At 71.8% G+C, this 23,832-nt stretch carries 21 protein-coding genes, 1 tRNA gene and 1 pseudogene; 10 read left to right on the plus strand and 13 right to left on the minus strand.

Going from position 1 to position 23,832, the window contains the following annotated elements; genetic code table 11:
- Nucleotides 1-69 precede the first annotated feature (69 nt).
- Nucleotides 70-1,083, plus strand: coding sequence for a LuxR C-terminal-related transcriptional regulator (locus EDD39_RS07220; RefSeq protein WP_123554122.1), 1,014 nt, complete (start codon nt 70-72; stop codon nt 1,081-1,083).
- Entirely contained in the window at nt 1,080-2,045 is a 966-nt protein-coding gene (locus EDD39_RS07225; RefSeq protein WP_123554123.1) for a LuxR C-terminal-related transcriptional regulator, read from the plus strand. The genes EDD39_RS07220 and EDD39_RS07225 overlap by 4 nt, the downstream gene beginning before the upstream one ends.
- A 15-nt stretch (nt 2,046-2,060) precedes the next feature.
- On the opposite strand, the gene EDD39_RS07230 is transcribed toward EDD39_RS07225, so the two are convergent.
- The gene (locus tag EDD39_RS07230) at nt 2,061-2,621 is read right to left on the minus strand and encodes a TIR domain-containing protein (RefSeq protein WP_030457533.1); all 561 of its coding nucleotides are present in this window, start codon (nt 2,619-2,621) and stop codon (nt 2,061-2,063) included.
- 414 nt (nt 2,622-3,035) lie between these two features.
- Between EDD39_RS07230 and EDD39_RS39385 the strand changes: the two genes are divergently transcribed.
- Nucleotides 3,036-3,206 (plus strand): hypothetical protein, encoded by a 171-nt coding sequence (locus EDD39_RS39385; RefSeq protein WP_162869961.1) that lies wholly within the window; start codon nt 3,036-3,038, stop codon nt 3,204-3,206.
- A gap of 17 nt (nt 3,207-3,223) precedes the next feature.
- Here the strand turns inward: EDD39_RS39385 and EDD39_RS07235 are convergent, their stop codons facing one another.
- The 5 genes from EDD39_RS07235 to dnaK all read right to left on the minus strand — a co-directional run bounded on the left by EDD39_RS07235 (nt 3,224) and on the right by dnaK (nt 8,706).
- Nucleotides 3,224-4,222, minus strand: coding sequence for a helix-turn-helix domain-containing protein (locus tag EDD39_RS07235; RefSeq protein ID WP_162869962.1), 999 nt, complete (start codon nt 4,220-4,222; stop codon nt 3,224-3,226).
- Between the two features lie 227 nt (nt 4,223-4,449).
- Nucleotides 4,450-4,974 carry a heat shock protein transcriptional repressor HspR gene (locus tag EDD39_RS07240; RefSeq protein WP_244256629.1) on the minus strand — a complete coding sequence of 175 codons (525 nt, stop codon included), beginning with the start codon at nt 4,972-4,974 and terminating at the stop codon, nt 4,450-4,452.
- Between the two features lie 7 nt (nt 4,975-4,981).
- Nucleotides 4,982-6,133 carry a molecular chaperone DnaJ gene (dnaJ, locus tag EDD39_RS07245; RefSeq protein WP_030457530.1) on the minus strand — a complete coding sequence of 384 codons (1,152 nt, stop codon included), beginning with the start codon at nt 6,131-6,133 and terminating at the stop codon, nt 4,982-4,984.
- A gap of 138 nt (nt 6,134-6,271) precedes the next feature.
- Nucleotides 6,272-6,862: a nucleotide exchange factor GrpE gene (grpE, locus tag EDD39_RS07250; RefSeq protein ID WP_030457529.1), complete on the minus strand. Its 591-nt coding sequence runs from the start codon at nt 6,860-6,862 to the stop codon at nt 6,272-6,274.
- The gene (gene dnaK / locus EDD39_RS07255; protein WP_123554128.1) at nt 6,859-8,706 is read right to left on the minus strand and encodes a molecular chaperone DnaK; all 1,848 of its coding nucleotides are present in this window, start codon (nt 8,704-8,706) and stop codon (nt 6,859-6,861) included. Before dnaK ends, grpE begins: the two co-directional genes overlap by 4 nt.
- 301 nt (nt 8,707-9,007) lie before the next feature.
- On the opposite strand from dnaK, the gene EDD39_RS07260 reads away from it, so the two are divergent.
- From EDD39_RS07260 to EDD39_RS07275, 4 genes and pseudogenes are all read left to right on the plus strand, one after another.
- Entirely contained in the window at nt 9,008-11,221 is a 2,214-nt protein-coding gene (locus EDD39_RS07260; protein WP_123554130.1) for a (Fe-S)-binding protein, read from the plus strand.
- Nucleotides 11,222-11,573: 352 nt separating this feature from the next.
- Nucleotides 11,574-12,647: pseudogene (manB, locus tag EDD39_RS07265) on the plus strand (mannose-1-phosphate guanylyltransferase); the annotation flags it as partial.
- A 199-nt stretch (nt 12,648-12,846) separates the two neighbouring features.
- Nucleotides 12,847-13,767 (plus strand): Yip1 family protein, encoded by a 921-nt coding sequence (locus tag EDD39_RS07270; RefSeq protein WP_244256630.1) that lies wholly within the window; start codon nt 12,847-12,849, stop codon nt 13,765-13,767.
- A 70-nt stretch (nt 13,768-13,837) separates the two neighbouring features.
- On the plus strand, nt 13,838-14,731 hold the full coding sequence (locus tag EDD39_RS07275) for an alanyl-tRNA editing protein (protein ID WP_123554135.1): 894 nt from the start codon (nt 13,838-13,840) through the stop codon (nt 14,729-14,731).
- A 64-nt stretch (nt 14,732-14,795) separates the two neighbouring features.
- Here the strand turns inward: EDD39_RS07275 and dcd are convergent, their stop codons facing one another.
- A complete protein-coding gene (dcd, locus tag EDD39_RS07280) occupies nt 14,796-15,371 on the minus strand; it encodes a dCTP deaminase (RefSeq protein ID WP_030457523.1) in 576 nt (191 codons plus the stop codon).
- Between the two features lie 449 nt (nt 15,372-15,820).
- On the opposite strand from dcd, the gene EDD39_RS07290 reads away from it, so the two are divergent.
- Together EDD39_RS07290 and EDD39_RS07295 are read left to right on the plus strand one after the other, a co-directional pair.
- Nucleotides 15,821-15,891, plus strand: a tRNA-Gly gene (locus tag EDD39_RS07290).
- A gap of 191 nt (nt 15,892-16,082) precedes the next feature.
- A complete protein-coding gene (locus EDD39_RS07295) occupies nt 16,083-17,372 on the plus strand; it encodes a flavin-containing monooxygenase (protein WP_123554137.1) in 1,290 nt (429 codons plus the stop codon).
- 112 nt (nt 17,373-17,484) lie between these two features.
- Here the strand turns inward: EDD39_RS07295 and EDD39_RS07300 are convergent, their stop codons facing one another.
- The 6 genes from EDD39_RS07300 to EDD39_RS07325 form a co-directional block, all read right to left on the minus strand.
- A complete protein-coding gene (locus tag EDD39_RS07300; protein ID WP_244256631.1) occupies nt 17,485-18,594 on the minus strand; it encodes a tryptophan dimethylallyltransferase family protein in 1,110 nt (369 codons plus the stop codon).
- Nucleotides 18,595-18,834: 240 nt separating this feature from the next.
- On the minus strand, nt 18,835-20,157 hold the full coding sequence (locus EDD39_RS07305) for a cytochrome P450 (RefSeq protein WP_123554140.1): 1,323 nt from the start codon (nt 20,155-20,157) through the stop codon (nt 18,835-18,837).
- Between the two features lie 15 nt (nt 20,158-20,172).
- Nucleotides 20,173-20,784 carry a GTP-binding protein gene (locus EDD39_RS07310; protein ID WP_030457519.1) on the minus strand — a complete coding sequence of 204 codons (612 nt, stop codon included), beginning with the start codon at nt 20,782-20,784 and terminating at the stop codon, nt 20,173-20,175.
- Nucleotides 20,759-21,139: a DUF742 domain-containing protein gene (locus EDD39_RS07315; RefSeq protein WP_030457518.1), complete on the minus strand. Its 381-nt coding sequence runs from the start codon at nt 21,137-21,139 to the stop codon at nt 20,759-20,761. The genes EDD39_RS07310 and EDD39_RS07315 overlap by 26 nt, the downstream gene beginning before the upstream one ends.
- On the minus strand, nt 21,136-21,537 hold the full coding sequence (locus EDD39_RS07320) for a roadblock/LC7 domain-containing protein (RefSeq protein ID WP_030457517.1): 402 nt from the start codon (nt 21,535-21,537) through the stop codon (nt 21,136-21,138). The genes EDD39_RS07315 and EDD39_RS07320 overlap by 4 nt, the downstream gene beginning before the upstream one ends.
- Complete coding sequence (locus EDD39_RS07325; protein ID WP_123554142.1) at nt 21,534-22,796, minus strand: ATP-binding protein; 1,263 nt, start codon at nt 22,794-22,796, stop codon at nt 21,534-21,536. The genes EDD39_RS07320 and EDD39_RS07325 overlap by 4 nt, the downstream gene beginning before the upstream one ends.
- A 473-nt stretch (nt 22,797-23,269) precedes the next feature.
- Here EDD39_RS07325 and EDD39_RS07330 point away from each other — a divergent pair, with 473 nt between their 5' ends.
- Complete coding sequence (locus EDD39_RS07330) at nt 23,270-23,815, plus strand: RBBP9/YdeN family alpha/beta hydrolase (RefSeq protein WP_123554144.1); 546 nt, start codon at nt 23,270-23,272, stop codon at nt 23,813-23,815.
- Nucleotides 23,816-23,832 lie beyond the last annotated feature (17 nt).

The raw sequence follows: 23,832 nt of genomic DNA on the forward strand, positions 1-23,832 counted from the left end.
CGACGCCGATCGCGCCCTCTACCGCGAAGTCCTGTCTCGGCTCGGCCGGCTGATGCGGGGAGGCGCCCGATGAGCGTCCGGTTGCCGGACGAGGCCGAGCGGGCGCTGTACCGCGAGGTGGTCGCCCAGGGCGGGATGGTGCTGCTGCGGGAGGCGATGGAGCAGGACCCGGACGCCACGCTCGGTCTGATCGAGCTGGGGCTGCTGCTGCACCACGACCACGGGCAGGTGCTGACGGCCGCGCACCCGCGGGCGTTCGGGGAGCGGGCGAGCGCGGAGTTGCGCAGCGCGGCGAACGGGATGCTGCGGGCGGCCGAGCACGCCGCGTCCCGGTTGGAGGACCTGGTCCAGGCGTACGACGCGGCGCCGCGGCGGGGCCGTCCGTCCCGGCCGTTGCGGTTGGTGGCGGGGCAGCAGATCGCGCACCACATCGCCCGGATCGAGTCCGAGATGCGCGAGGAGACCTTGGCGGCGCAGCCGGGCGGGGCCCGGCCGGTCCGGGTGATGCAGCAGACCCGGGCCCGTTCGCTGGGCTTCCTGGCCACCGGCATCGAGTTGCGCACCCTCTACCAGCCGGGTGCCCTCGCCGATCCGCCCACGGTGGACTACGCGGCGACGCTCACGGCGGCGGGCGAGCGCTTCCGGGTGCTGGACGAGCCGTTCCAGCGGATGGTGATCTTCGACCGGCGGGCGGCGGTGGTCTCGGCCGCCGCGGACGACCGGCAGGCGATGATCATCGAGGACCCGGCGGTGCTGGCCACCCTGGTGGACCGCTTCGAGCGCGACTGGTCGCGGGCCGAGCGGGTCGACTGGCAGGCCGCCGCCGGCCGTCCGCGTCCGACCGGTGTCCCGTCCGAACTCACCGACCTGCTCGCGGCCGGGCTGACCCAGAAGGCGATCGCCTCCCGGCTGGGCCTGTCGCCGCGGACGGTGGCCGGGCACATCGCCCGGCTGCGCGAGTTCTACGATGCGGAGACCCTGTTCCAGCTCGGCTGGCAGCTGCGCGGGGCGTCCGGACGACCCGCCGCACCGCCCGGGGACCAGCGCCCGGGGCGGACGGCCGAGAAGGAGGGTGGGCTGTGAGCGAGGCGAACGCGGCCGCACTGCCGAGCGAGTCGGAGCGGCGGCTCTACCAGCAGATCCTGGACCAGGGCGGACGGGTGTCGTTCCGCGAGGCGGTGGAGCAGGACCCGACCGGGGTGCTGCGGCTGATGGAACTCGGGCTGCTGGTGCACGACGCGGCCGAGCAGTCGCTGACGGCGGTCGACCCGCGGGCGGTCAGCGACCGGATCAGTGCCGAACTGCGCGCCGAGGGCACCCGGATGCTGCTGCGCGCGGAGGAGATGCCCGCGCTGCTGGAGGACCTCACCCACGCCTACGACGCGACCCCGCGCCGGGCCGACCGCTCCAGCGTGGTGCAGCACGTCGACCGGACCGAGCAGATCCGGCACCGCGTCCTGCAGTTGGCGAGCGAGGCGCGCGAGGAGGAGCTGTCGCTGCACCCGGGCGGCGCCGGGCCGGCGGACCTGCTGGAGGAGTCGCTGGAACGCACCCGCCGCTTCCTGGAGCGCGGGGCGAGCATCCGCACCGTCTACGAGCCGACCGCGCTGCTGGACGGGCCGACGGTGCGCTGGGCGGAGCGGGTCACCGGCTGGGGAGGCCGGTTCCGCACCCTGAGCGAACCGTTCAGCCGGATGCTGGTCTTCGACCGCCGGATCGCCGTCGTCCCGGCGTCGGCGGACAACTCCAGTGCCGCGTTCGTCGAGGACCCGGCGGTGGTCTCGTTCCTGGTCGCCGCCTTCGAACGGGACTGGGAGCGGGCCGACCGGGTCCAGTGGCGCTCCGCCGAGCACGAGGGCGAGAGCGTCGTCCCGGTCCACGAACAGGTCGGCCGGCTGCTCGCCCAGGGCCTGACCCAGAAGGCGATCGCCTCCCGGCTGGGCCTCGGCGAACGGACCGTCGCCGCGCACATCTCCCGGCTGCGCGAACTCCACGACGCGGAGACCCTGTTCCAACTGGGCTGGCAGATGCGGGGAACCGACTGACCGGGTGACGGGCCGTCAGCCGGTGGCGATCTCCGGGGACCAGAAGCCGTACGGGCCGGCGTGCTCGCGGCGCGGCCGCGGGAACTGGTCGCCCGGCGCGGTCCAGAAGCCGCCGCGCAGCGACAGCGCCATCCCGGCCCAGTCCAGCGCGGTCTCCACGGTGTGGTGCAGCGCCTCCTGCGACCAGGTGTCGTCGAAGACCAGCGGGAGCACCGGCGAGACCTGCTCGATGGTGGCGATCAGCGGGTTGTGCGTGATCGCCTCGTCCACCAGCAGCACGATCGGCTTGCGCAGCGCCGAAGCCCACCCGAGCTCCAGGCTCACCCCGGCCGACAGCGGCGCACCGACGTACGCGAACACCAGGTCCGCGCTCTGCATGGCCCGGAAGTCCGAGGGCACCCGCTGCTCCGGCGCCCGCCCCGCCACCGTCCACGCGTCGCTGTGGTGCGCGCTGTACACCGCCGCCCCGCTGTCCAGCAGCGTGCTCCGCAACGTGGTCAGCCGGGTTCGGCTGGCCAGCGTCACCACGCTGTCCGCCGGCCCGGTCAGCCGCATCAGCGGCGCGGCCAGGAACACGCGTGCCCGGCGTCCTTCGGTGCCACTGACGGGGTGAGTCAGGGAGTACTGCTCAGACATGTCGACTCCGAGATAGGTGCCGCGGGGTGTTCCGCCCCCCACGGGTGGTGTGTCCATCGGAATGCTGCTCTGCATTCGCCTAGCTGGATGGTTGTTTGCGCATGAACATGCCGTGTGTGGGCACCCCCGTACTTTCGCCGCACACTCTGGTCGAGAGTTCACTGATCGTCCCTGGTCGGTTACGTCGACGTCCACAGAGGGACCATGGCATCTCGATGCCTGGCAGAGAGATGACGCACCTGAAGGGACCGCCCCCTGGCTTTCGTTGCGGCCGGTACGGCATTATGGTGCGCGTTGTGTGATTTGAAGGTTGCCGACCCGAGAAGTCGACGATCGAGAGGATGGAGGGGCGGTATGTCTCGTATGCGCCGAGTAGCCAGGATCGTCCTGATCTCCTTGACGGTCGGAGCCGCGTTGGTGCTCGGTGGTACCGCTGCCTCCGCCGACGACACCATCTGGAACATCAAGGCCCCCGATCACGTGCAGGCTGCGCAGATGGCCCTGCTCGACACGATCTGGAACTGAGCCCGGTACCGTCCCGATCAGTCGAAGCCCCCGGCACCCTCGGGGGGTTCCTCGACGTGGGTGCGCGCCAGTGCGTAGCCGAGCTGGAACAGCGACTCCACGCCGTACTCCTCGCGCATCTCCGCGATGTGCCTGGCCAGGGTGCGTTCGCTAATGCCGAGCCGCCGGGCGATCACCCGGTGGTTGACGCCTGCCAGCATCAGGTCGATGATCGCTTGCCGCATCCCGGATACCACTTCGTGGGGCACTACCCGGGTGCCATTGAAGTCGAGCGCCCGGCCCCATATCCGGTCGAATACCTCGGTCACCAAATAGCTGACGATCGCTTGATCGTGAATGAACGCGGCCAGATTGAGATCCTCGGCCACCGGGATCACCGCGACCCGGCGGTCTATCACAATCAACCGGGTGTAGGGCTCGTCGGAAGTGCGGAAACGTCCGCCGGCCTGGTTGATGGTGGAAACATAGTCCCGGGTCGGTGCGTGGTAACGAGTGCTGGGGTGGTAGATCGTCCGGAGCGCGATGCCCTGGCGCAGGGCCTCCAGGTCGCGTTCGATGATTCCGGACAGCGCCTCGGAGGGGCGGGGGCCGCCCGGCTGGGCGGCCAGGATCTCTTCCTTCGCACTGGCGACGGTCTGCTGCACCCGTTGATTGATCAGGACCTTGCCGCGCACGTACTCGATGCTCCCCCCGCCCTGGTCGGGGGAGTGGAACACGGTGGCGAGGTCCTGCAGGTCGGCGCGGAGGGCGGCAGCACGGGTGAGCAGGTCCAGGGCCTGACGTTGCCAGGTGTCGCTCAGCCCTTCGGACAGCTGCTGCGGATCGACCGCGACCACGACGTTCGGGTCGTCTATCTCGGGAACGAGCAGGCCGATGGTCAGCAGTTCGTCCAACGCGGGCTGGGAAGTCTCGTCGAAGTCGGTGATCGAGAGCCGTCCGTTGCCGTGGAGTGCGGACCGGAACAGGGCACGCGCGTCATTCGACAGGAAACTGAGGCCGCCACTGGCGGCTTTCATCCCTGCAGATCCTCGCATGTGCGGCTCCCTGGGCTGACGTGGACATCTCGCAGGACGCGTACCACCGGTCCGGATGATCGTAGGCGTTTCCACGCCCAGGGTGGGCTGGCATTTCCCGCCCCGTGGGACGAATCATGGCTGGGCCGACTGAACTCTCTCACGGAACCGAGAGCCGCCGGCACCCCCCGAATGGTAGGGCGACGGCGGCTCGGTGCGTTCCGGCGGGGTCAGCGCTTGGGCCGCCAGACCACCAGTGCGCTGGACTGCTGGACCTGCTGGTAGGGGACCAGGTCGCGGCGGTAGGAGGCGTGGACGGCGGCCTCGCGCTGCTGGAGGGTGGCGGCGGCGCCCTCCAGGGCGTCGACGAGTTCGCCGACGCGGGACTGCAGAGCGGTGACCTGGTTCTCGAGTTCGATGATGCGCTTGATTCCGGCCAGGTTGATGCCCTCGTCCTGGGAGAGCCGCTGGACCTCGCGCAGCTGCTGGATGTCCCGGGCGGAGTACCGTCGGCCGCGGCCGGCGGTGCGGTCGGGGCTGACCAGGCCGAGCCGGTCGTACTGGCGGAGGGTCTGCGGGTGCAGGCCGGAGAGCTCGGCGGCGACCGAGATGACGTAGACCGGGGTGTCCTCGGTGAGGACGTAGGGCGGGGCGGCGGCGCGCGGGCGGCCGCCGCCGGGCAGGCCCTCGCCGAGACCGGGGCCGATCCGGCCGGTGCCGTCGCCGCCGTGGCTACTGTCGGGGTGGGGACTCATCGGGGTCTCACGCTCCCTCCGCCGCCTTGAACAGGGCGGCTCGCGGGTCGTCCGAGGCGGTGGCCTCGCGGTACTGCTCCAGCGCGGTCAGCGCGTCTCCGTCGACGTGCTTGGGCACCGTGACCTCCACGGTGACCAGCAGGTCGCCGCGGGTGCCGTCCTTGCGGGTGGCGCCCTTGCCGCGGGCCCGCATGGTCAGGCCGTTGGCGCTGCCGGGCGGCAGCTTGAGCTTCACGGCCGGGCCGTTCAGGGTCGGCACCTCGATGGTCCCGCCGAGGGCGGCTTCCGGGAAGCTCACCGGCACGGTCACCGTCAGGTTGTCGCCCTTGCGACCGAACACCGGGTGCGGGTCGACGTGCACGGTGACGTACAGGTCTCCGGGCTGGCCGCCGCGCTCGCCCTGGGCGCCCTTGCCCTTGAGCCGGATCCGCTGACTGTCCTGCACGCCGGCGGGGATGCGGACCTGCATGGTGCGGGCCGAGGAGGCCCGGCCGCTGCCGTGGCAGACGGTGCACGGGTCGTCGACGATCATGCCGCGGCCCTTGCAGTCCCGGCAGGGCTCGGAGAGCGCGAAGGCGCCCTGGCCGCGGCTGACGGTGCCGGCGCCGACGCAGGTCGGGCAGACCCGCGGGGTGGTGCCGGCCTTGGCGCCGGTGCCGGCGCAGGCGCGGCAGGCGGCCTGGGAGGTCATCCGCAGCGGCACGGTCGCGCCGTCCACGGCCTCCTCGAAGTTCAGCGTGACCTCGGTCTCGACGTCGGCCCCGCGCCGCGGCTGGGCGGCCTGCCGGCCGCCGCGGTTGAACAGCCCGCCGAACACGTCGCCGATCCCGCCGCCGCCCGTGCCGCCGCCGCCGTTGAAGAGGTCGCCGAAGTCGAAGCCGCCGGACGCGCCGCCCGCACCGCCGGGCCGGAAGCCGCCGCCCGCGAACAGCGAGCGGGCCTCGTCGTACTCCTTGCGGCGCTTCTCGTCCGAGAGCACGTCGTAGGCCTCGGAGATGTCCTTGAAGCGCTCCTCGGCCTTGGCGTCGCCCTTGTTCGCGTCCGGGTGGAACTCGCGGGCCAGCTTGCGGTAGGTCTTCTTGATCTCTGCGGGGGTGGCGTCCTTGGGCACGCCGAGGACCTTGTAGTAGTCCTTCTCCACGTAGTCCTTAGCGCTCATGGCCTTTGACCGCCACCTCCCGGGAAACCGAAGTTCTGTTGCCTGTCGGCACCGCGCGGCGCGGTGCCCTGATACGGCGCTGCGGAGCCGGCCGCCGTACTGGACGACGTACGACTCCGCAGCGCACGGGGACTCTACTCAGCTGTCGGACGAACCGTCAGCCTTGTCGCCGTCCGGCTCGCCGGTGGTCTGGGTGCCCGGCTGGGGCTCCGCGACCGCGACCATCGCCGGGCGGATGATCCGCTCGCCGATCCGGTACCCGGGCTGGAGGATCTGCACGCAGGTGTCCTCCGTCACGTCCGACGAGTAGCTGTGCATCAGCGCCTCGTGGATCGTCGGGTCGAAGGGCTCGCCCTCCTTGCCGAACTGCTGCAGCCCGAGCTTGGCGACGACCGTCTCCAGCGACTCGGCGACCGACTTGAAGCCGCCCGTCACCTCGCCGTGCTCACGGGCCCGGCCGATGTCGTCCAGCACCGGGACCAGCGACTCCAGGATGTTGGAGACGGCGATCTCGCGGACGGTGGAGCGGTCACGCTCGACCCGCTTGCGGTAGTTCTGGTACTCGGCCTGGAGCCGCTGCAGGTCGGCGGTGCGCTCGCCGGCCTCGCGCTTGGCGGCGGCCAGCTCGTCGGCACCGGCGCCCGCGACGGCCTCCTCGGCTGCCTTGAGCACTGCCTCCTCGGCGGCGGAGTCGTCGCCGGGCTGCTCGCCCTGCGGCTTCTCCGTCATGCCGCACCGCCCTTGGGCTTCTCGTCGTCGACGATCTCGGCGTCGACCACGTCGTCGTCCTTGGCGCCCGCCTCGCCGGCCCCGGCCGCACCGGCCGCCGCGCCCGCGCCGTCGGCCTGCGCGTACAGCGCCGCGCCGAGCTTCTGGGCGGTGGTGGAGACCTTCTCGGTGGCGGTGCGGATGGCCGCGATGTCCTCGCCCTTGAGGGTCTCCTTGAGCTCGCCGATGGCGGTCTCGACCTCGGTCTTGACGTCGGCCGGGAGCTTGTCCGCGTTGTCCGCGATGAACTTCTCGGTCGAGTAGACGAGCTGCTCGCCCTGGTTGCGGGTCTCGACGGCCTCGCGGCGCTTGGTGTCCTCCTCCGCGTAGCGCTCGGCCTCCTCACGCATGCGGTTGACCTCGTCCTTCGGCAGCGAGGAGCCGCCGGTGACGGTCATCTTCTGCTCCTTGCCGGTGCCGAGGTCCTTCGCGGCCACGTGCATGATGCCGTTGGCGTCGATGTCGAAGGTGACCTCGATCTGCGGCAGGCCGCGGGGCGCCGGCGGCAGGCCGGTCAGCTCGAACATGCCGAGCTTCTTGTTGTACGCCGCGATCTCGCGCTCGCCCTGGTAGACCTGGATCTGCACGGAGGGCTGGTTGTCCTCGGCGGTGGTGAAGATCTCGGAGCGCTTGGTCGGGATCGTGGTGTTGCGCTCGATCAGCTTGGTCATGATGCCGCCCTTGGTCTCGATGCCGAGGGACAGCGGGGTGACGTCGAGCAGCAGGACGTCCTTGACCTCGCCCTTGAGCACGCCGGCCTGCAGGGAGGCGCCGATGGCGACGACCTCGTCCGGGTTGACGCCCTTGTTGGCGTCCTTGCCGCCGGTCAGCTCCTTGACGAGCTCGGCGACGGCCGGCATGCGGGTCGAGCCGCCGACCAGGACCACGTGGTCGATCTCGGACAGCTGGATGCCGGCGTCCTTGATCACGTTGTGGAACGGGACCTTGCAGCGGTCCAGCAGGTCCGAGGTGAGCTGCTGGAACTGGGAGCGGGTGAGCTTCTCGTCCAGGTGCAGCGGGCCCTCGGCGGAGGCCGTGATGTAGGGCAGGTTGATCGAGGTCTCGGAGGACGAGGACAGCTCGATCTTGGCCTTCTCGGCGGCCTCGCGCAGACGCTGGACGGCCATCTTGTCCTTGGACAGGTCGACGCCGTGGCCGGACTGGAAGACCTTCACCAGGTGGTCGACGACCCGCTGGTCCCAGTCGTCGCCGCCGAGGTGGTTGTCGCCGTTGGTGGCCTTGACCTCGACCACGCCGTCGCCGATCTCCAGCAGCGACACGTCGAAGGTGCCGCCGCCGAGGTCGAAGACCAGGATGGTCTGGTCGTCCTTGTCCAGGCCGTAGGCCAGGGCGGCCGCGGTCGGCTCGTTGACGATGCGCAGGACGTTCAGGCCCGCGATCTCGCCGGCCTCCTTGGTGGCCTGGCGCTCGGAGTCGTTGAAGTACGCCGGGACGGTGATGACGGCGTCGGTGACCGTCTCGCCCAGGTACGACTCGGCGTCCCGCTTGAGCTTCTGCAGGACGAAGGCGGAGATCTGCTGCGGCGTGAAGTCCTTGCCGTCGATGCCGATCTTCCAGTCGGTGCCCATGTGGCGCTTGACCGACCGGATGGTCCGGTCGACGTTGGTGACCGCCTGGCGCTTGGCGACCTCGCCGACGAGCACCTCGCCGTTCTTGGCGAAGGCGACGACGGACGGCGTGGTCCGAGCGCCCTCGGCGTTGGTGATGACCGTGGGCTCACCGCCCTCAAGAACACTGACGACGGAGTTCGTCGTACCGAGGTCGATGCCGACCGCGCGTGCCATCGTGAATACCTCCGGGGAAGAAGTTGAGCAGTACGGGCTCAAGGATGCACGACCGATCCGGCGGCGTCAACAGCTTTGAGTCCGTGTCGCTCAACTTTACTGAGCGCTTATGTCGTGGCGGGCGGGCGGGCTGCTCCGGGCGGGTGAGTCTGGACTTAGTGACTGCCGCCATACCTTGAACATCTTCTGGTGGGGTGTTAACGCGCGGTAATGTCCGGCGGGTCAGCCCTCCAAGTTACCGACCAGTACACTCTGTGGGGACTGGTACCACTGGGAACAAGCCGCTGGAGACGGAGAGCCGATGCAGCTAGCAGCGATCGTCATCTCGCTGGTCACCTTCGTGATCGGCACCGCGCTCGCCGCCCGTGCGGCGCTGTACATCTACAAGGTGGTGCGCACCGGCTCCGCCGACGGCACCCGCTTCGGTCAACCCGCGCAGCGGGTGGCCACCGTGGCCAAGGAGTTCCTGGGCCACACCCGGATGAACCGCTGGGGCGTCGTCGGCGTCGCCCACTGGTTCGTCGCGGTCGGCTTCTTCTCGCTGGTGCTCACCCTGGTGAACGCCTTCGGGCAGCTCTTCGACGCCGAGTTCGCGCTCCCGGTGATCGGCCACTGGCTGCCGTGGAACATCTTCGTCGAGCTGATCGGCACCCTGACCACCCTGGGCATCCTGGTCCTGATGGCGATCCGCCTGCTCAGCCTGCCCTCCCGGGCCGGCCGCAAGTCCCGGTTCGCCGGCTCGATCGCCTGGCAGGCGTTCTACGTCGAGTACACGATCCTCGGCATCGGCCTGTGCATCATGATGCTGCGCGGCCTGGAGGGCGCCCTGGAGGGCCTCGACTCCTACGACCCGGCCTACCTGGTCTCGTACCCGATCGCGGCCGCCTTCCACGGCACCGCGCACGGCACCCTGGTGAACCTGGTCTACCTGTTCGCCATGCTGAAGATCTGCATCTCCTTCGCCTGGGCGATCACCATCGGCGTCAACCCCTCGATGGGCGTCGCCTGGCACCGCTTCCTGGCGTTCTTCAACATCTACTTCAAGCGCGAGGAGGACGGCGCCACCGCGCTCGGCGCGCTGCGCCCGATGACCAGCAACGGCGCCCCGATCGACTTCGAGGACCCGGCGGACGACGCCGTGTTCGGCGTCTCCCAGGTCGAGCACTTCTCCTGGAAGGGCATCCTCGACTTCTCCACCTGCACCGAGTGCGGCCGCTGCCAGTCGCAGTGCCCGGCCTGGAACACCGGCAAGCCGCTGTCGCCCAAGCTGCTGATCATGAGCCTGCGCGAGCACGCCTTCGCCAAGGCCCCGTACCTGCTGGCCGGCGGCGGCAAGGACATGGAGGGCGAGGAGAAGGCGACGGCCGAGCAGCTCGCCGGCGTCCCCGCGTCCGCGCTGGCCGAGGCCGAGCGCCCGCTGATCGGCACCGCCGAGGAGAACGGCGTCATCGACCCCGACGTGCTGTGGTCCTGCACCACCTGCGGCGCCTGCGTCGAGCAGTGCCCGGTCGACATCGAGCACATCGACCACATCGTCGACATGCGCCGCTACCAGGTGATGATCGAGAGCAGCTTCCCGACCGAGGCCGGGACGATGCTCAAGAACCTGGAGAACAAGGGCAACCCGTGGGGCCTGGCCACCAAGGCGCGCCTGGACTGGGTCAAGGAGCTGAAGAAGGAGACCGGCATCGAGGTGCCGGTGATCGGCGAGGACATCGACCCCGCCGAGGTCGAGTACCTCTACTGGGTCGGCTGCGCCGGCGCGCTGGAGGACCGGGCCAAGAAGACCACCAAGGCCTTCGCCGAACTGCTGCACACCGCGGGCGTGAAGTTCGCGATCCTCGGCAAGGAGGAGACCTGCACCGGTGACTCCCCGCGCCGCCTGGGCAACGAGTTCCTGTTCCAGATGCTCGGCGCGCAGAACGTCGAGACCCTGAACGCCGCGCTGGAGGACGCGCCGACCAAGCGGATCGTCGCCACCTGCCCGCACTGCTTCAACACCATCGCCAACGAGTACCCGCAGCTCGGCGGCCACTTCGAGGTCATCCACCACACCCAGCTGCTGCAGCACCTGATCGACGAGGGCAAGCTGCTGCCGGTGAACCCGGTGGAGGGCCTGATCACCTACCACGACCCGTGCTACCTCGGCCGGCACAACAAGGTCTACACCCCGCCGCGCGAGATCATCGGCCGGGTGCCCGGCCTGCGCAACGAGGAGATGCACCGCCACAAGGAGCGCGGCTTCTGCTGCGGCGCCGGCGGCGCCCGGATGTGGATGGAGGAGCGGATCGGCAAGCGGATCAACACCGAGCGGGTGGACGAGGCGCTCTCCCTCAACCCGGACATCGTCTCCACCGCCTGCCCGTTCTGCCTGGTGATGCTCTCCGACTCGGTCAACGGCAAGAAGAACGAGGGCGCGGCCAAGGAGCACCTGAAGGTCGTCGACGTGGCCCAGCTGCTGCTGGAGTCGGTCAAGGCCCTCCCCGCCGCCGACGCGGAGCCGGTGGACGCCTGACGCACCCGCGCACCCCGGACCCCGGACGCCCGCTGCGGCTCCGGGGTCCGGGCGCGTCCGGGCCCGGTCCGGGGGGCGTATCCGGGCAGAGCGGCCCGCTGCCGCCCGCCGGGCCGGGTGGCCGGGGCACGGCGCCGGGCGCCGCCGCGGCAGCGGTGTGCCGGGTCGCACGCCTGCTCGACCGGGGTGGTGGTACGGGGACGATATTCGAGCAAATAGAGTGTGCGACGGAACCACGGGAAGGGCCGGTTCCGTCGGAGGCCATGGCACGCTGCCCCGGCCAGTTCATCGAGCGAGCGCACCGGACCCTGTCGTGCCGGGCCGCCGGATTCGACCACGGGAGACAACAACCATGACCCAGGCGATCATGCTGGTCGGCGGCAAGGGCACCCGCCTCCGTCCGCTGACCACCCACACGCCGAAACCCATGCTGCCCGTGGCGGGGGTCCCGTTCATCGCGCACCAGCTCGCCCGGGCCGCCGCGGCCGGCGTCACCCGGGTGGTGCTCGCCACCTCGTACCTCGCCGAGGTCTTCGTCGACCACTTCCAGGACGGCAGCCCCTACGGCATCGAGCTGGTCTACCTCACCGAGGAGGAGCCGCTGGGCACCGGCGGCGCGATCCGCAACGCCGCCTCCGGCCTGACCTGCGGCCCGGACGAGCCGGTGCTGGTCTTCAACGGCGACATCCTGTCCGGCCTGGACATCGCCGCCCTGCGCGACGGCCACAGCGCCTCCGGCGCCGACGTCACCCTGCACCTCACCCGGGTGGCCGACCCGCGCGCCTTCGGCCTCGTCCCGACCGACCCGGACGGGCGGGTGCTGGCCTTCCTGGAGAAGCCCGAGACCCCCGAGCAGATCGTCACCGACCAGATCAACGCGGGCTGCTACGTCTTCACCCGCTCGGTGATCGACCGGATCCCGGCCGGCCGCGAGGTCTCGGTCGAGCGCGAGACCTTCCCCGAGCTGCTGGCCACCGGCGCGCTGCTGCGCGGCGTCGTCGACACCTCGTACTGGCTCGACCTGGGCACCCCCGGCGCGTTCGTCCGCGGCTCGGCCGACCTGGTGCTCGGCAAGGTCGACTCCCCGGCCGTCCCCGGCCCCACCGGCGAGGCGCTGCTGCTGCCCGGCTCGGCCGTCGACCCGGCCGCCGTGCTGAGCTCCGGCACCGTGGTCTCCGAGGGCGCCCGGATCGGGGCCGGCGCCATCGTCGAGGGCAGCGTGGTGCTGCCGGGCGCCCGGATCGAGGCCGGCGCGTACGTCAAGGACTCCATCGTCGGCGCCTACGCCGGGATCGGTGAGCGCTGCGCGCTGGACGGCGTGGTGATCGGCGACGGCGCCGTCCTGGAGGCCGAGAACGAGCTCCCGCCCGGCCTGCGGATCGCCTGCGGCACCCGGCTCCCGGTCGGCGCCGTGCGGCTGTCCGCCGGCCCCGGCGGCTGCGAGGCCGGCCTGACCAACGCCGCCGCGGTGCACGCACCCGGCGCCGGCGTCGTCGGCTGACCTCCCGCACCACTTCGCACGGCCTTCGGCGGGGCCGGGGCGCACCGTCACAGGACGGCTGCAATCCGGCCCCGCCGCCATGATCACCCGACGGGGGGTCAGCCGTTGCGGGTACCGTCGAGACGTGGCTGGCAATCGACACGACGACGGACGGGGCGCCGACCCCCGGCACGGCTGGGGCGCCCCGCAGGGCGACCCGTACCCGGGCGCGCCCACCGGGGTCCCCGAGTACTTCACCGCCCCGCACCCCGGCCCGGTCGGCCCGGGCGACCAGCCCGGCCACACCAGGGCCTTCGCGGTCGGCGAGCAGCCCTACGGCGAGGCCCCGTACGGCGGAGCCCCGTACGGCGACCAGCCGGCGTACCCGTACGGCGGCCAGGACGGCTACGGGTACGGCTACGACGACGGGTACGGCCAGGACGGCTACGGCCAGGCCCCCGGGCCGGCCGACAACGTGGCGGTCTACCGGGCCGGCGGCCAGGCCGCGCCGCACGCGGGCGGGCCCCGGCTGCCCTGGCGGCAGCTGCTGGTCGGGATGTACCGCAGCCCGAGCGCCACCTTCGACCGGATGCGCGACCACCAGGTGTGGCTGCCCGCGCTGTGCGTGTCGCTGCTGTACGGCGTGCTCGCGGTGTTCGCCCTCGACGCCACCTACGACCAGGTGGTGCACTCCGCCTTCGCGGTCGCCCTGTGGGCGATCGGCGGCGCCGCGCTCGGCTTCACGCTGGCCGGCGGGGTGCTCTCCGCGGTCACCTACGTGCTGGCCCGGCAGTTCGGCGGCGACGGCCCCTGGCAGTCCACGGTCGGCCTGGCCGCGCTGATCAGCTGGACCACCGACGCCCCGCGGCTGCTGCTCGCGCTCTTCCTGCCGATCGGCAACCCCGTGGTGCAGGCGGTCGGCTGGGCGACCTGGGTGGGCTGCGCGGTGCTGCTGACCGTCATGGTGCGGCGGATCCACGACCTGCCCTGGGGCAAGGCGGCCGGAGCCGCCGCGGTGCAGCTGCTGGCGCTGCTGGTGCTGATCAAACTGCCCACCCTGGGCTGACCGGAGCGGCCGTCCGGCTTTGTAGGGTGGGGTGTTCGGCCCACCCTCACTTCCCGTCCGGAGCCCGCGCATGAGCCTGCCCACCACCCACGTCAGCTTTCCGGCCGGGGAGGTGACCGGCGAGTCGCCGGTCCTCGCCGTGCACGACCTGCCGGACGGCCGCACCGCGGTGGTCACCGCGGCGACCCCGTTCCACCCGGTCGACCACACCTGGCCCGACCAGCCCGCCGACCTCGGCACCCTCGCCGTCGACGGCACCGTCCACCCCGTGGTCGACTGCCTGACCGGCGCGGCCGGGCCCGGCGGCGAGTTCGCGGTCGGCGCCGACATCCCGGTCCGGCGCGGCGACGAGGAGTGGTCCTGGCTGGTGCTGCACGTGCTGCCGGGCGGCGCGCTCGGGCCCGAGGCGGTCGGGCGCACCGCGGCGCTCGCCGTCGACGCCGAGCGCCGGGCCGGCCTGTCGGCCGCGCACACCGGCTGCCACCTGCTGGCCCTCGCCCTGAACGGCGCGCTCGCCGACCGCTGGCGCAAGGACCCGGGCCGCGCCGACGCCCTCGGCCACCCCGACTTCGACAGCCTCGCCATGGACAGCTCGGTGATGGACACCACCGCCAGCACCGACACCTACCGGATCGGCAAGTCGCTGAAGAAGAAGGGCTTCACCGTCGACGCCACCGACGCCCTCCCGGCGCTCGCCGACGCCCTCCCCGCCCTCACCGCGGACGTCAACGCCCGGCTGGCCGCCTGGGTCGCCGCCGACGCCCCGATCGGCATCGACACCCCCGGCCCCGAGCTCACCGCCCGCCGCCGCTGGCACGCCGAGCTCCCCGAGGGCCCCGCCGCCATCGCCTGCGGCGGTACCCACCTGCACCGCCTCGGCCGGCTCACCGCCCTGCGCACCGAGCTGACCCTCTCCGCGGACGGCACCGAACTCGTCGCCGTCACCACCCCCGCCCGCGCCTGAGCGCGCGCACGCGGCGAGGGCCGGCCCCGGTGGACGGGACCGGCCCTCGCCGCGTGCGCCCCGGTCAGACCTCGGTGCGGTGGAAGTTCAGGTACGAGCGGGACGGCGTCGGGCCGCGCTGGCCCTGGTAGCGCGAGCCGTAGCGCTCCGAGCCGTACGGGTGCTCGGCCGGGGAGGACAGCCGGAACAGGCACAGCTGCCCGATCTTCATCCCCGGGTACAGCTTGATCGGCAGCGTCGCCACGTTCGACAGCTCAAGCGTCACGTGACCGCTGAAGCCCGGGTCGATGAAGCCCGCCGTCGAGTGCGTCAGCAGGCCGAGCCGGCCCAGGCTGGACTTGCCCTCCAGCCGGGAGGCGACGTCGTCCGGCAGCGTGATCACCTCGTAGGTGGAGGCCAGCACGAACTCGCCCGGGTGCAGGATGAACGCGTCGTCGTTCTCCGGCTCGACCAGCCGGGTCAGGTCGGGCTGCTCCTCGGAGGGGTCGATGTGCGGGTAGCGGTGGTTCTCGAAGACCCGGAAGAAGCGGTCCAGTCGGACGTCGATACTCGACGGCTGGACCATCGACGGCTCGAACGGGTCGATCACGACCCGCCCCTTGTCGATCTCGGCACGGATGTCGTTGTCGGAGAGCAGCACGCCCCCGAGGGTACGTGCCGCGGGGCGGGCGCCCAAAAGCGCCCGCCCCGTGGACCGCTCCGGCCCGCCCGCTACGCCAGCGACTCCGCCGCCACCAGCCGCAGCCCGCGGGCCAGCTCGTCCGCCGACAGCTCCGAGACGTCCGCCGGCACCGAGCTCCGCAACCGCCCGCACCGGGGGCACCGCAACAGCCGCCCCGGGCCCAGCCGGCCCTCCTGCAAGTGCTGCATCGGAAACGCCGCCGTACTGAACACGTGCCCCTCGGCACAACGAACCACGGTGCGCTGCTCCATCGGTCCCCTTCCCACACTTCCGCCGACAGCGTCACATTAGGGGATCTACCGGACACCCTCCGCCCAGGCTCGCCGCCGCGGAAACCCTGCGCTCACCGCCCGGCGCCATGGGGTACAGTGGTCCTTGATCGGGCCGTCACCGACGGTCCGTCAGCTGCGGGCGTAGTTTAATGGTAGAACATGAGCTTCCCAAGCTTAGAGCGCGAGTTCGATTCTCGTCGCCCGCTCCGCAGAGAGCCCCCAGGCCACCGGCCCGGGGGCTCTCGTCGTTTCCGGGTGCGGGCGGCAGGTGCGGGCGGTGGGTGCGGGCGGTGGGGCTCGTGGGCCTCGGGGGTGGTGCGGGGGGCTGCTTATGCTGGAGGGTCAAGATTGTTCGGGGAGCGGCGAGTTAACGGCTGAGCGATTCCTGGAGGTCGCGGTGGGTGTCTGTGTGATCGGGGCGGGGCTGTCGGGGCTGGCGGCGGCGTACGCGCTGCGCGAGCGCGGGCTGGACTTCGTCTGCCTGGAGAAGTCGCCCGGGGTGGGCGGGATCTGGCGGCGGCCGTCGGCGGGGGAGCCGGGGCCGGCGTACCGGGCGCTGCACCTGAACAGCGCGAAGCAGCTGACCGGCTTCGAGTCCTTCCCGATGGGGGAGGAGATGCCGCTGTACCCGAGCCACCGGGACATGGCGGTGTACCTGCGGGAGTTCGCCGAGCGGGCGGGGCTGCTGCCGTACGTCGAGTTCCGCACCGAGGTGGTGTCGATACGTCAGGACCCGCACGGCGTATGGACGGTGGTGAGCCGGGACGCGCGGGGGGTGGAGAGCAGCCGGACCTTCGACCAGGTGGTGGTGGCGTCGGGGCACCACGACGTGCCGCTGCTGCCGAACCCGCTGCCGGCGGGGGCGGAGACGTTCACCGGCCGGGTGCTGCACTCGATGGACTACGTGGACGGCGCCGAGTTCGCCGGGCAGCGGGTGGTCGTGGTGGGCCTGGGGGCGTCGGCGGTGGACATCGCGGCGGACGTGTCGCGGCACGCGGAGCGCACCGTGCTCTCGGTGCGCAACGGCCAGCACGTGGTGCCCAAGCAGCTGTTCGGCATGTCGGTGGACATGATCGCGGTGGCGCCCTGGTTCAGCTCCAAGTCGCTGCCGGAGCAGCAGGAGTTCATCGAGGAGGCGCTGCGGGTGGCCCGCGGCCCGCTGACCGAGTACGGCCTGCCGGAGCCGCCGAACCGGATCTTCCAGTCGCCGGTGACGGTCTCGGACGAGATCCTGCAGCGGATCCGGCACGGCGCGGTCCGGCCGCGTCCGGGCATCGCGGAGCTGTCCGGGTCCACGGTCCGCTTCACGGACGGGAGCGCCGAGGAGGCGGACGCGCTGGTGTTCTGCACCGGCTTCGGCTGGACGATGCCGTTCCTGCCGGCGGACCACCCGGCGGGCGGGCGGGGCCCGGTGCGGCTGTACCGGCGGGTGGTGGACCCGGAGCGGCCGGGGCTGTACTTCCTGGGCCTGGTCCGCCCGGTGGGCTCGATCACCCGGCTGGTGGAGGCGCAGGCGCGCTGGGTGGTGCGGCTGGTGACCGGCGAGTCGATGCTGCCGGGCGCCGACGTGATGGGCAAGGAGATCGACGGCTACCTGGAGGGCATCGGCCGCCGGTACGGGCTGTCGGCGGGGGCCTCGGTCCAGGTCGACGTGAACGGCTACCTGCGCCAGCTGGCGGAGGCGTAGCACCTGGGCCGCAGCGGAGGGTTCCTCGGGATGCCCGTGATACAGGGGGTCACGGGGTTTCCTCCGGCAGCTGCGGCCGTCGGCGGACGGCGGGGAGCGGCGGTGCGGCGGGTCAGCGCACCGGCCGCGGTCCGCTCGGCCGTCCGCCGGGCGGGCGGACCTGGTACGCCTCGGAGGAGAGGTAGGCGGTCAGCCGGGCGGCGCGCCCCTCCTGGTGGACCATGGCCAGGTAGGCGATCAGGCCGACGCCGTCCTCGAGCCGTCGCGGGGTGAGGGCGCCCAACGAGTCGCGGAGCACGGCGGGGTCGATCCCGTACCGGGTCAGCAGGGTATCGGCGCGGCCCAGCACCTCGCGGTCGTCGCGGGCGTAGTCGCGGACCGGGACGTGCAGGGTGAAGCCGCTGGGGTGGTCCGCCGCCGGGTCGGTGAAGGCGTGGCAGGTGAGCACGGGGCGGCGGTCGAAGACGCCGTCGCGGCCGTCCGGCAGCCCGGAGGCGGTGTGCAGGAAGGCTTCGGTCTCGGCGGGCGAGGGGCCGCCGGCCATCCGGTTGAGCGTGCTGACGGTGGAGGCCCGCAGCTCGTGGTGGGCGGTGTACAGCTTCAGCCGGGGGGTGTCCCAGTCGCCGAGGTCGAGGGCGAGGAAGACCAGCCGGTCGGCGGGCGGGAGGCTGTCGTACGCCCGGTGGTGGCCGAGCCGGCGCAGGGCCTCGCGCACGGTGGCCCCGGCCCGGTCGGGGCCGGACGCGGAGGGGTTGAGGTAGGCCTTCATCCGGGGGACGCCGCCGGGGGACAGCTCCAGGGCGATCCAGAGCGCGAAGCTCCCCTGCGGGTCGTCGGGGAGGAAGAGGTCCTGGATCAGGTCGAGTTGGTCGGTGGCGATGTCCCAGCGGCGGGCCAGTTCGTGCACCGCGCGCAGGGCGAGCCGGCCGCTCTCGCCCAGGGTGCCGAAGCCGCTGGCCGGTTCGAGCAGGATCCGCAGCGAGGGGGTGGTGCCGGCGGACAGCGAGAGCGAGAACTCGACGGGGGTGTGGTCGTCGGAGAGGAAGGTCCGGACGGCGGGCGGCAGGTCGAGCGGGCGGTGCACCACCGGGCCGAGCGCGTCGGTCAGGGCGCGGGCGTAGGCGGCGGAGTCGCTCGCGTCCAGACCCACCAGTGCGCACAGGTCGAGGAGTTGACGGGCCGTGTGGCCGCCGACGGTGCGTCCGGACGGTCTGGGCGGCAACAGAGCTGTCCCCCGGCCGAGTGGCCGGGGGACGTCGGTGCGGAGAGGGCGGCCGCCGGGAGCGGTGGGCCCGGGGAGGAACGGGCTGCGGGTCTCGGCGGCGTCTTGGGATATGTGGTCCACGACACCCTCCTGTTCTCCGGTCATCGGCGCCATGGCATATGGCGCGGGCATTCGCGCTGATTACCCGGGTTTTTCAGGGTTCATGCCGTAATGACGGGGAGACAAGTGTTGTGAAGGTCACTTGGACAACCAGTTGAGGAACTGGCTCCAACGTCCACCCTTTCCGGCGGGTTGTGCGGGCTGGACCGGCTTGGCGGCCTCGGCGGGCTGCGGGCGCTGGGCCGACTCGCTCGGGGTGAACCGGACGGGCAGCGAGACCAGCGCGCGGTTGAACGGGCCGGGGCGCCAGCTCAACATCTGCTCCGGGACGGCGAGTTCGATGTCCGGCAGCTTGTTGAACAGGTTCTCCAGCGCGGTCATGGCGATCTGCCGGGCCGGGTCCTTGGACGGGCAGGCGTGCGGTCCGGCGCTCCAGGCCAGGTGGGCCCGGCTGCTGGCGCGGCGCTCGGCGGCCAGGATCGGGCTGCTGTTGGCGGCCGCGTAGCTGACCAGCAGCAGGTCGCCGGCCTGGACCTTCTCGCCGGCGAACTCCCCGTCGGAGGCGGGGTAGTGCGGGCCGAGGTTGGAGATCGGCGGGTTCTCCCACAGGGTGTCGTCGATCGCCTCGTCGATCAGACCGCCCTGGTGCGCGTAGGCGTCGTGGGTGAGCAGCCGGTGCAGGGTGTTGCCGAGCAGGTTGCCGAGCGGTTCGACGCCGGCGCCCAGCAGCAGCGAGAGCTGGTGGACCATCTCCTCGTCGGTGAGCTTGGCGTGGTGCTGCAGCAGCCAGGAGGCGACGTCCTCGCCGGGACGGCTGCGCTTGAGCGCGACCAGCTCGCCGACCGCGCCGAACAGCACCTGGGCGGACTGCTCGGCGTTCACGCCGTCGAACATGCCGGAGATGCCGAACATCACCCGGTCGCCGATGTCGGCGGGGCAGCCGAACAGCTCGTTGAAGACGAACAGCGGCAGCTGCTTGGCGTAGGTGCTCAGCAGGTCCGCGGAGCCGCGGTAGCCGAACTGGGCGAGCAGGAAGTCGGAGACCTGCCGGGTGCTGCGGGCCAGCCGGCGCTGGTCGACCCGGGCCATGCTGTCGGTGATGGCCTGACGCAGCCGCAGGTGCTCGGCGCCGTCCGAGAACAGCGCGTTCGAGCGGTGCACCAGCAGCGGCAGCACCGGGCTGTCCATCGGGATCCGGCCCTCGTTGAACTCCCGCCAGCGGCGGGAGTCACGACGGTAGGAGGTGGGGTCCTGCAGCAGCTGCAGGGCGGCCGAGTACTCGGTGACCAGGGTGGCGTTCACCCCGGGGGAGAGCTCGACCGGGGCGGTCGGGCCGTAGTGCCGGAGGTAGTCGTAGTACGACTGCGGGTCGGCGGCGAACTCCGGTCCGTACAGCGGCACTCGGCCGCCGTGGGCCGGGCACCCGGGCGGGGGTACCGGGGCGGAAGACTGAGCGTCCATGGCTGCGTGTTGCTCCTAGCTGGCGCGGTCCAGCAAATAGCGGACGAGAGTGGTGAGTGCGGCGGCCGACGATTTCTCGTTGCGCGCGTCGCAGGTGACGACCGGGGTTTCGTCGAGCAGGTCGAGGGCCTCCCGCAGCGCCCGCTCGGCGCGCTCCGGGTTTCCGTCGAAGTGGTTGACGGCGATGGCGTAGTCCAGCCCGTACTGCTCGATCAGGTCGATGACGGGGAAGGAGTCGGCGAGCCGTTCGGGGTCGACCAGGATCAGCGCGCCGAGGGCGCCGCGGGCCATGTCCTCCCACATCTGGACGAAGCGGGTCTGCCCGGGGGTACCGAACAGGTAGAGCACCACGCGTTCGCTGATGGTGAGGCGGCCGAAGTCCAGGGCGACCGTGGTGGTGGTCTTGCCCCGGACGCCCTTGAGGTCGTCGACGGCCTCGGCGGCCTGGGTCATGGTCTCTTCGGTGGACAGCGGTTCGATCTCGGAGATCGAGCCGATGAAGGTGGTCTTGCCGACGGCGAAGTGCCCGACGACCAGGATCTTCACGGCGGTCTGGGTGGCACCTCCGGCGACGTAGTCGTCGGTGGTCAGCCCGCCCCGGTCATCCGAACTTGCGGTGAAGCCCATTGAGCACCTCCTCCAGAAGGTCCTTGTCGGCGTTCCGGGCCCTCGGGACCGGCGGACGGGTCATCAGGTGGCCGCTCTCGGTGAGCGCGGCCAGGACGATGCGGACCACGCCCAGCGGGAGCCGGGTGTGACCCGCCACCTCGGCGACCGAGAGGTAGCCGGCCGAGCAGATGTCCAGCAGGCGCTGCTCCTCCGGGGTGAGCCGGGTGGGGCGGCGCCCTTCCTCCGGGGTGGCGGTGACCAGGGTGATCAGGGACAGCTGCTGCTCGTCGGGCAGCTCCCGCCCCTTGGTGATGATGTAGGCGCGGACTAAGTCCACGGGCTCGAACTCGAAGTCCTCGCCGCTGCCCCTCACCGGCGGACCCCCAGGTCCTCGCGGGGCGGCGCGGCGAGGAACTTGCCGAGCTGGCCCACGAGTTGCTGCATCCGGAAGGTGATGTCCTGCATGTCGACGTCCGGCAGCGCGGAGACGCCCAGGTAGGCGCCGTCACCGGCGGAGATCAGGAACACCCAGCCGCCGTCGAACTCGACCAGGGTCTGCTGCCAGCGCTGCGTCGGGTTGTCGCAGAAGAAGCCGAGCGAGCGGCTGAGCGACTGCACGCCGCTCATCGCGGCGGCCACCCGGTCGGCGTTGTCCTTGTCGATGTCCCTGGTGCGGGCCATCAGCAGGCCGTCGGCGGAGATCAGGACCGCGTGCAGGGCCCCGGGGATCTCCAGCGCGCTGTCGAGCATCCAAGACAGATCGTCGTTCACGAGAACTCATGCCCTTCACTGCTTGCACCGCGGGTGCTGGTCGTCTGGTTCGCGTCGTCCCGCTGGGTGGCGCGACCGGACCTGGTGCCGCGCTGGAAAGCCCCCAGCATCGCCGCGGTCTGCGCCCCGGAGCGGGACGCGGGGGCGGCGGGCGCTGCGGGCGCGCCGTAGGGGGCGGATTCGGCCGTCGGGACGATCGCCATCGGCCGCTTGCGGCGGCGGATGGGCAGGCCGTCGTCGGTGGAGCCGAACGACTCGATCGCCGCGGGAGGGACTGCGGCGGCGGGCAGCGGGACCGGCTGCGCCGCCGGTCGGGCGACGGGTACGGGCGCCTGGCCCTGGACGGGTGCCTGGGGCTGGGCGGGGCCGGGGGCGGGCTGCTGGGGGCGCCGTTCCGGCATGTTGGTGAGCAGCTCGTGCGGCAGCAGCAGCACCGAGCGGACACCGCCGTACGGGGAGGAGGAGTCCACCGAGACCTCGAAGCCGAAGCGCTCGGAGAGCACGCCGATCACCGCGAGGCCGAACTGCGGCGGGTTGCCGAGTCCGCCGACGCCGGCGACCCGGTCGGTGGTCAGCAGCCGTTCCGCGCGGGCCCGTTCCTCGTCGTTCATGCCGACGCCGGCGTCGTCCACCACGACCACCACGCCCTTGGGCACGGTGCGGATGTTGACCTCCACCACGGTGTCGGGGCTGGAGTACGAGGTCGCGTTGTCGAACAGCTCGGCCAGCGCCAGGGCGACCGGCTCCACCGCGCGGCTGGAGATGCCGAAGTCCACCTGGGAGAGGATCTCCACCCGGCGGTAGTGGCGGATGCGGCCCTGCGCGGAGCGCACCACGTCGTACACCGAGGCGACGTCGCGGTGGCGGCCGAGCCAGCCGCCGCACAGGACGGCGATGGACTGGGCGCGGCGGCCGAACTGGGAGTTGGTGTGGTCGACCTCCAGGAGGTCCTGCAGGATCACCGACTCGCCGTACTTGACCTGCAGCCGGGAGAGGATCAACTGCTGTTCCGCCGCGAGGCCCTGGAGCGTCCGCATGGCGGACTTCAATACCGTTTTGGTTGCTTCGTCCGCTTGTTCCTGAGCGGAGGCGACCGACTGCGTATAGTGGTGTTCCAGGTCGGTGTAGTGCTCCCGGAGCCCGTCGATCTCCTGTCGGAGTGCCGCGGCTGCCTTGCGCTGGCGGACCACGATGAGGATCGCGGCGGCCAGGACGAGGAAGAGAACCCAGAGCAATGGGTTCGCTGTGTATTTCGTCATAAGACTCTCTTCAGGCGACTGGCGGCCGACTGCTGAATCCCCGTCATCGCAGGGTGAACCCGCCGCTCCCCCAAGCGGGATGATCGTATCATCGGGCGAACAGGTGAACGATCGTCCACATCGGCGTGAAGATGCGTCTGCACCGGGGTGGACAAGGGGAGTTGGAACCGCAGGTCAGCGCCCTGATCGATCGTCAGTACCCGGTCCGACCCGGCCCCCGCGGCCGGCTCACCGCCTCCCACCGGGCCATTTATCACAGGGCGGGCCCCAGGCGGGGGAGCAACGCGCGAGTTCCGGGGTTTTTCCGACGCGGCGTCAAGAAGTGCGCCATCATGCGGTCCGGCCGGTACCGGCCGGAGAGCGCCACGCCGCGCAACCTGCCGTTAAGGTGCGGACACACGATCCACCCCTCCCGCCGCGGATCCGGGGGCCGCCCCCCGGACCGCCCCCGGGCGGCCGAGCACGAGGTCTCCATGGAATCCGTCACGTACGTGCACCTCGCGGGAATCGGCAACTCCGGTCCCGGGCACTGGCAGTACCGCTGGCACGCCGCCGACCCGCGCGCCGTCTGGGTCGAGCACGACTCCTGGGACGACCCGGAGCGCGACGCCTGGGTCGCCGACCTGGACGCCGCCCTGCGGCGCACCCCGGGACCCAAGCTGGTCGTCGCCCACAGCCTCGGCTGCAGCACCCTGGTGGAGTGGGCCGCCGACCACGCCGACCCGGACGTCGTCGGCGCGCTGCTGGTCGCCGCCCCCGACCCGCACGGCCCCGCCTTCCCCGCCGGGGCCACCGGCTACCACCGTCCGCGCCCCGCGCCGCTGCCCTTCCGCACCCTCGTGGTGGCCAGCGCCGACGACCCCTACGCCACCCTCGACCACGCCCGGGCCACCGCCGCCGCGCTCGGCGCCGAACTCGTCGAGGCCGGCCGGCTCGGCCACATCAACGCCGCCTCCGGCCTCGGCGACTGGCCCGACGGCCGCCGGCTGCTCGGCCGACTGCTCCCGTCCTCCGGCTGACCGCTCGTCAACGGCGG

The organism is Kitasatospora cineracea, from assembly GCF_003751605.1.
Taxonomy (GTDB): Bacteria; Actinomycetota; Actinomycetes; order Streptomycetales; family Streptomycetaceae; genus Kitasatospora; species Kitasatospora cineracea.

Coding starts and splice junctions, on each gene's coding strand:
- EDD39_RS07275 (WP_123554135.1), top strand. CDS start 13,838: ATGAGCCTGCCCACCACCCACGTCAGCTTTCCGGCCGGGGAGGTGACC.
- dnaJ (WP_030457530.1), bottom strand. CDS start 6,133: ATGAGCGCTAAGGACTACGTGGAGAAGGACTACTACAAGGTCCTCGGC.
- EDD39_RS07235 (WP_162869962.1), bottom strand. CDS start 4,222: ATGAAAGCCGCCAGTGGCGGCCTCAGTTTCCTGTCGAATGACGCGCGT.
- EDD39_RS07260 (WP_123554130.1), top strand. CDS start 9,008: ATGCAGCTAGCAGCGATCGTCATCTCGCTGGTCACCTTCGTGATCGGC.
- EDD39_RS39385 (WP_162869961.1), top strand. CDS start 3,036: ATGTCTCGTATGCGCCGAGTAGCCAGGATCGTCCTGATCTCCTTGACG.
- EDD39_RS07310 (WP_030457519.1), bottom strand. CDS start 20,784: ATGGGCTTCACCGCAAGTTCGGATGACCGGGGCGGGCTGACCACCGAC.
- EDD39_RS07240 (WP_244256629.1), bottom strand. CDS start 4,974: ATGAGTCCCCACCCCGACAGTAGCCACGGCGGCGACGGCACCGGCCGG.
- grpE (WP_030457529.1), bottom strand. CDS start 6,862: ATGACGGAGAAGCCGCAGGGCGAGCAGCCCGGCGACGACTCCGCCGCC.
- dnaK (WP_123554128.1), bottom strand. CDS start 8,706: ATGGCACGCGCGGTCGGCATCGACCTCGGTACGACGAACTCCGTCGTC.
- EDD39_RS07330 (WP_123554144.1), top strand. CDS start 23,270: ATGGAATCCGTCACGTACGTGCACCTCGCGGGAATCGGCAACTCCGGT.
- EDD39_RS07220 (WP_123554122.1), top strand. CDS start 70: ATGAGCGTCCGGTTGCCGGACGAGGCCGAGCGGGCGCTGTACCGCGAG.
- EDD39_RS07305 (WP_123554140.1), bottom strand. CDS start 20,157: ATGGACGCTCAGTCTTCCGCCCCGGTACCCCCGCCCGGGTGCCCGGCC.
- EDD39_RS07325 (WP_123554142.1), bottom strand. CDS start 22,796: ATGACGAAATACACAGCGAACCCATTGCTCTGGGTTCTCTTCCTCGTC.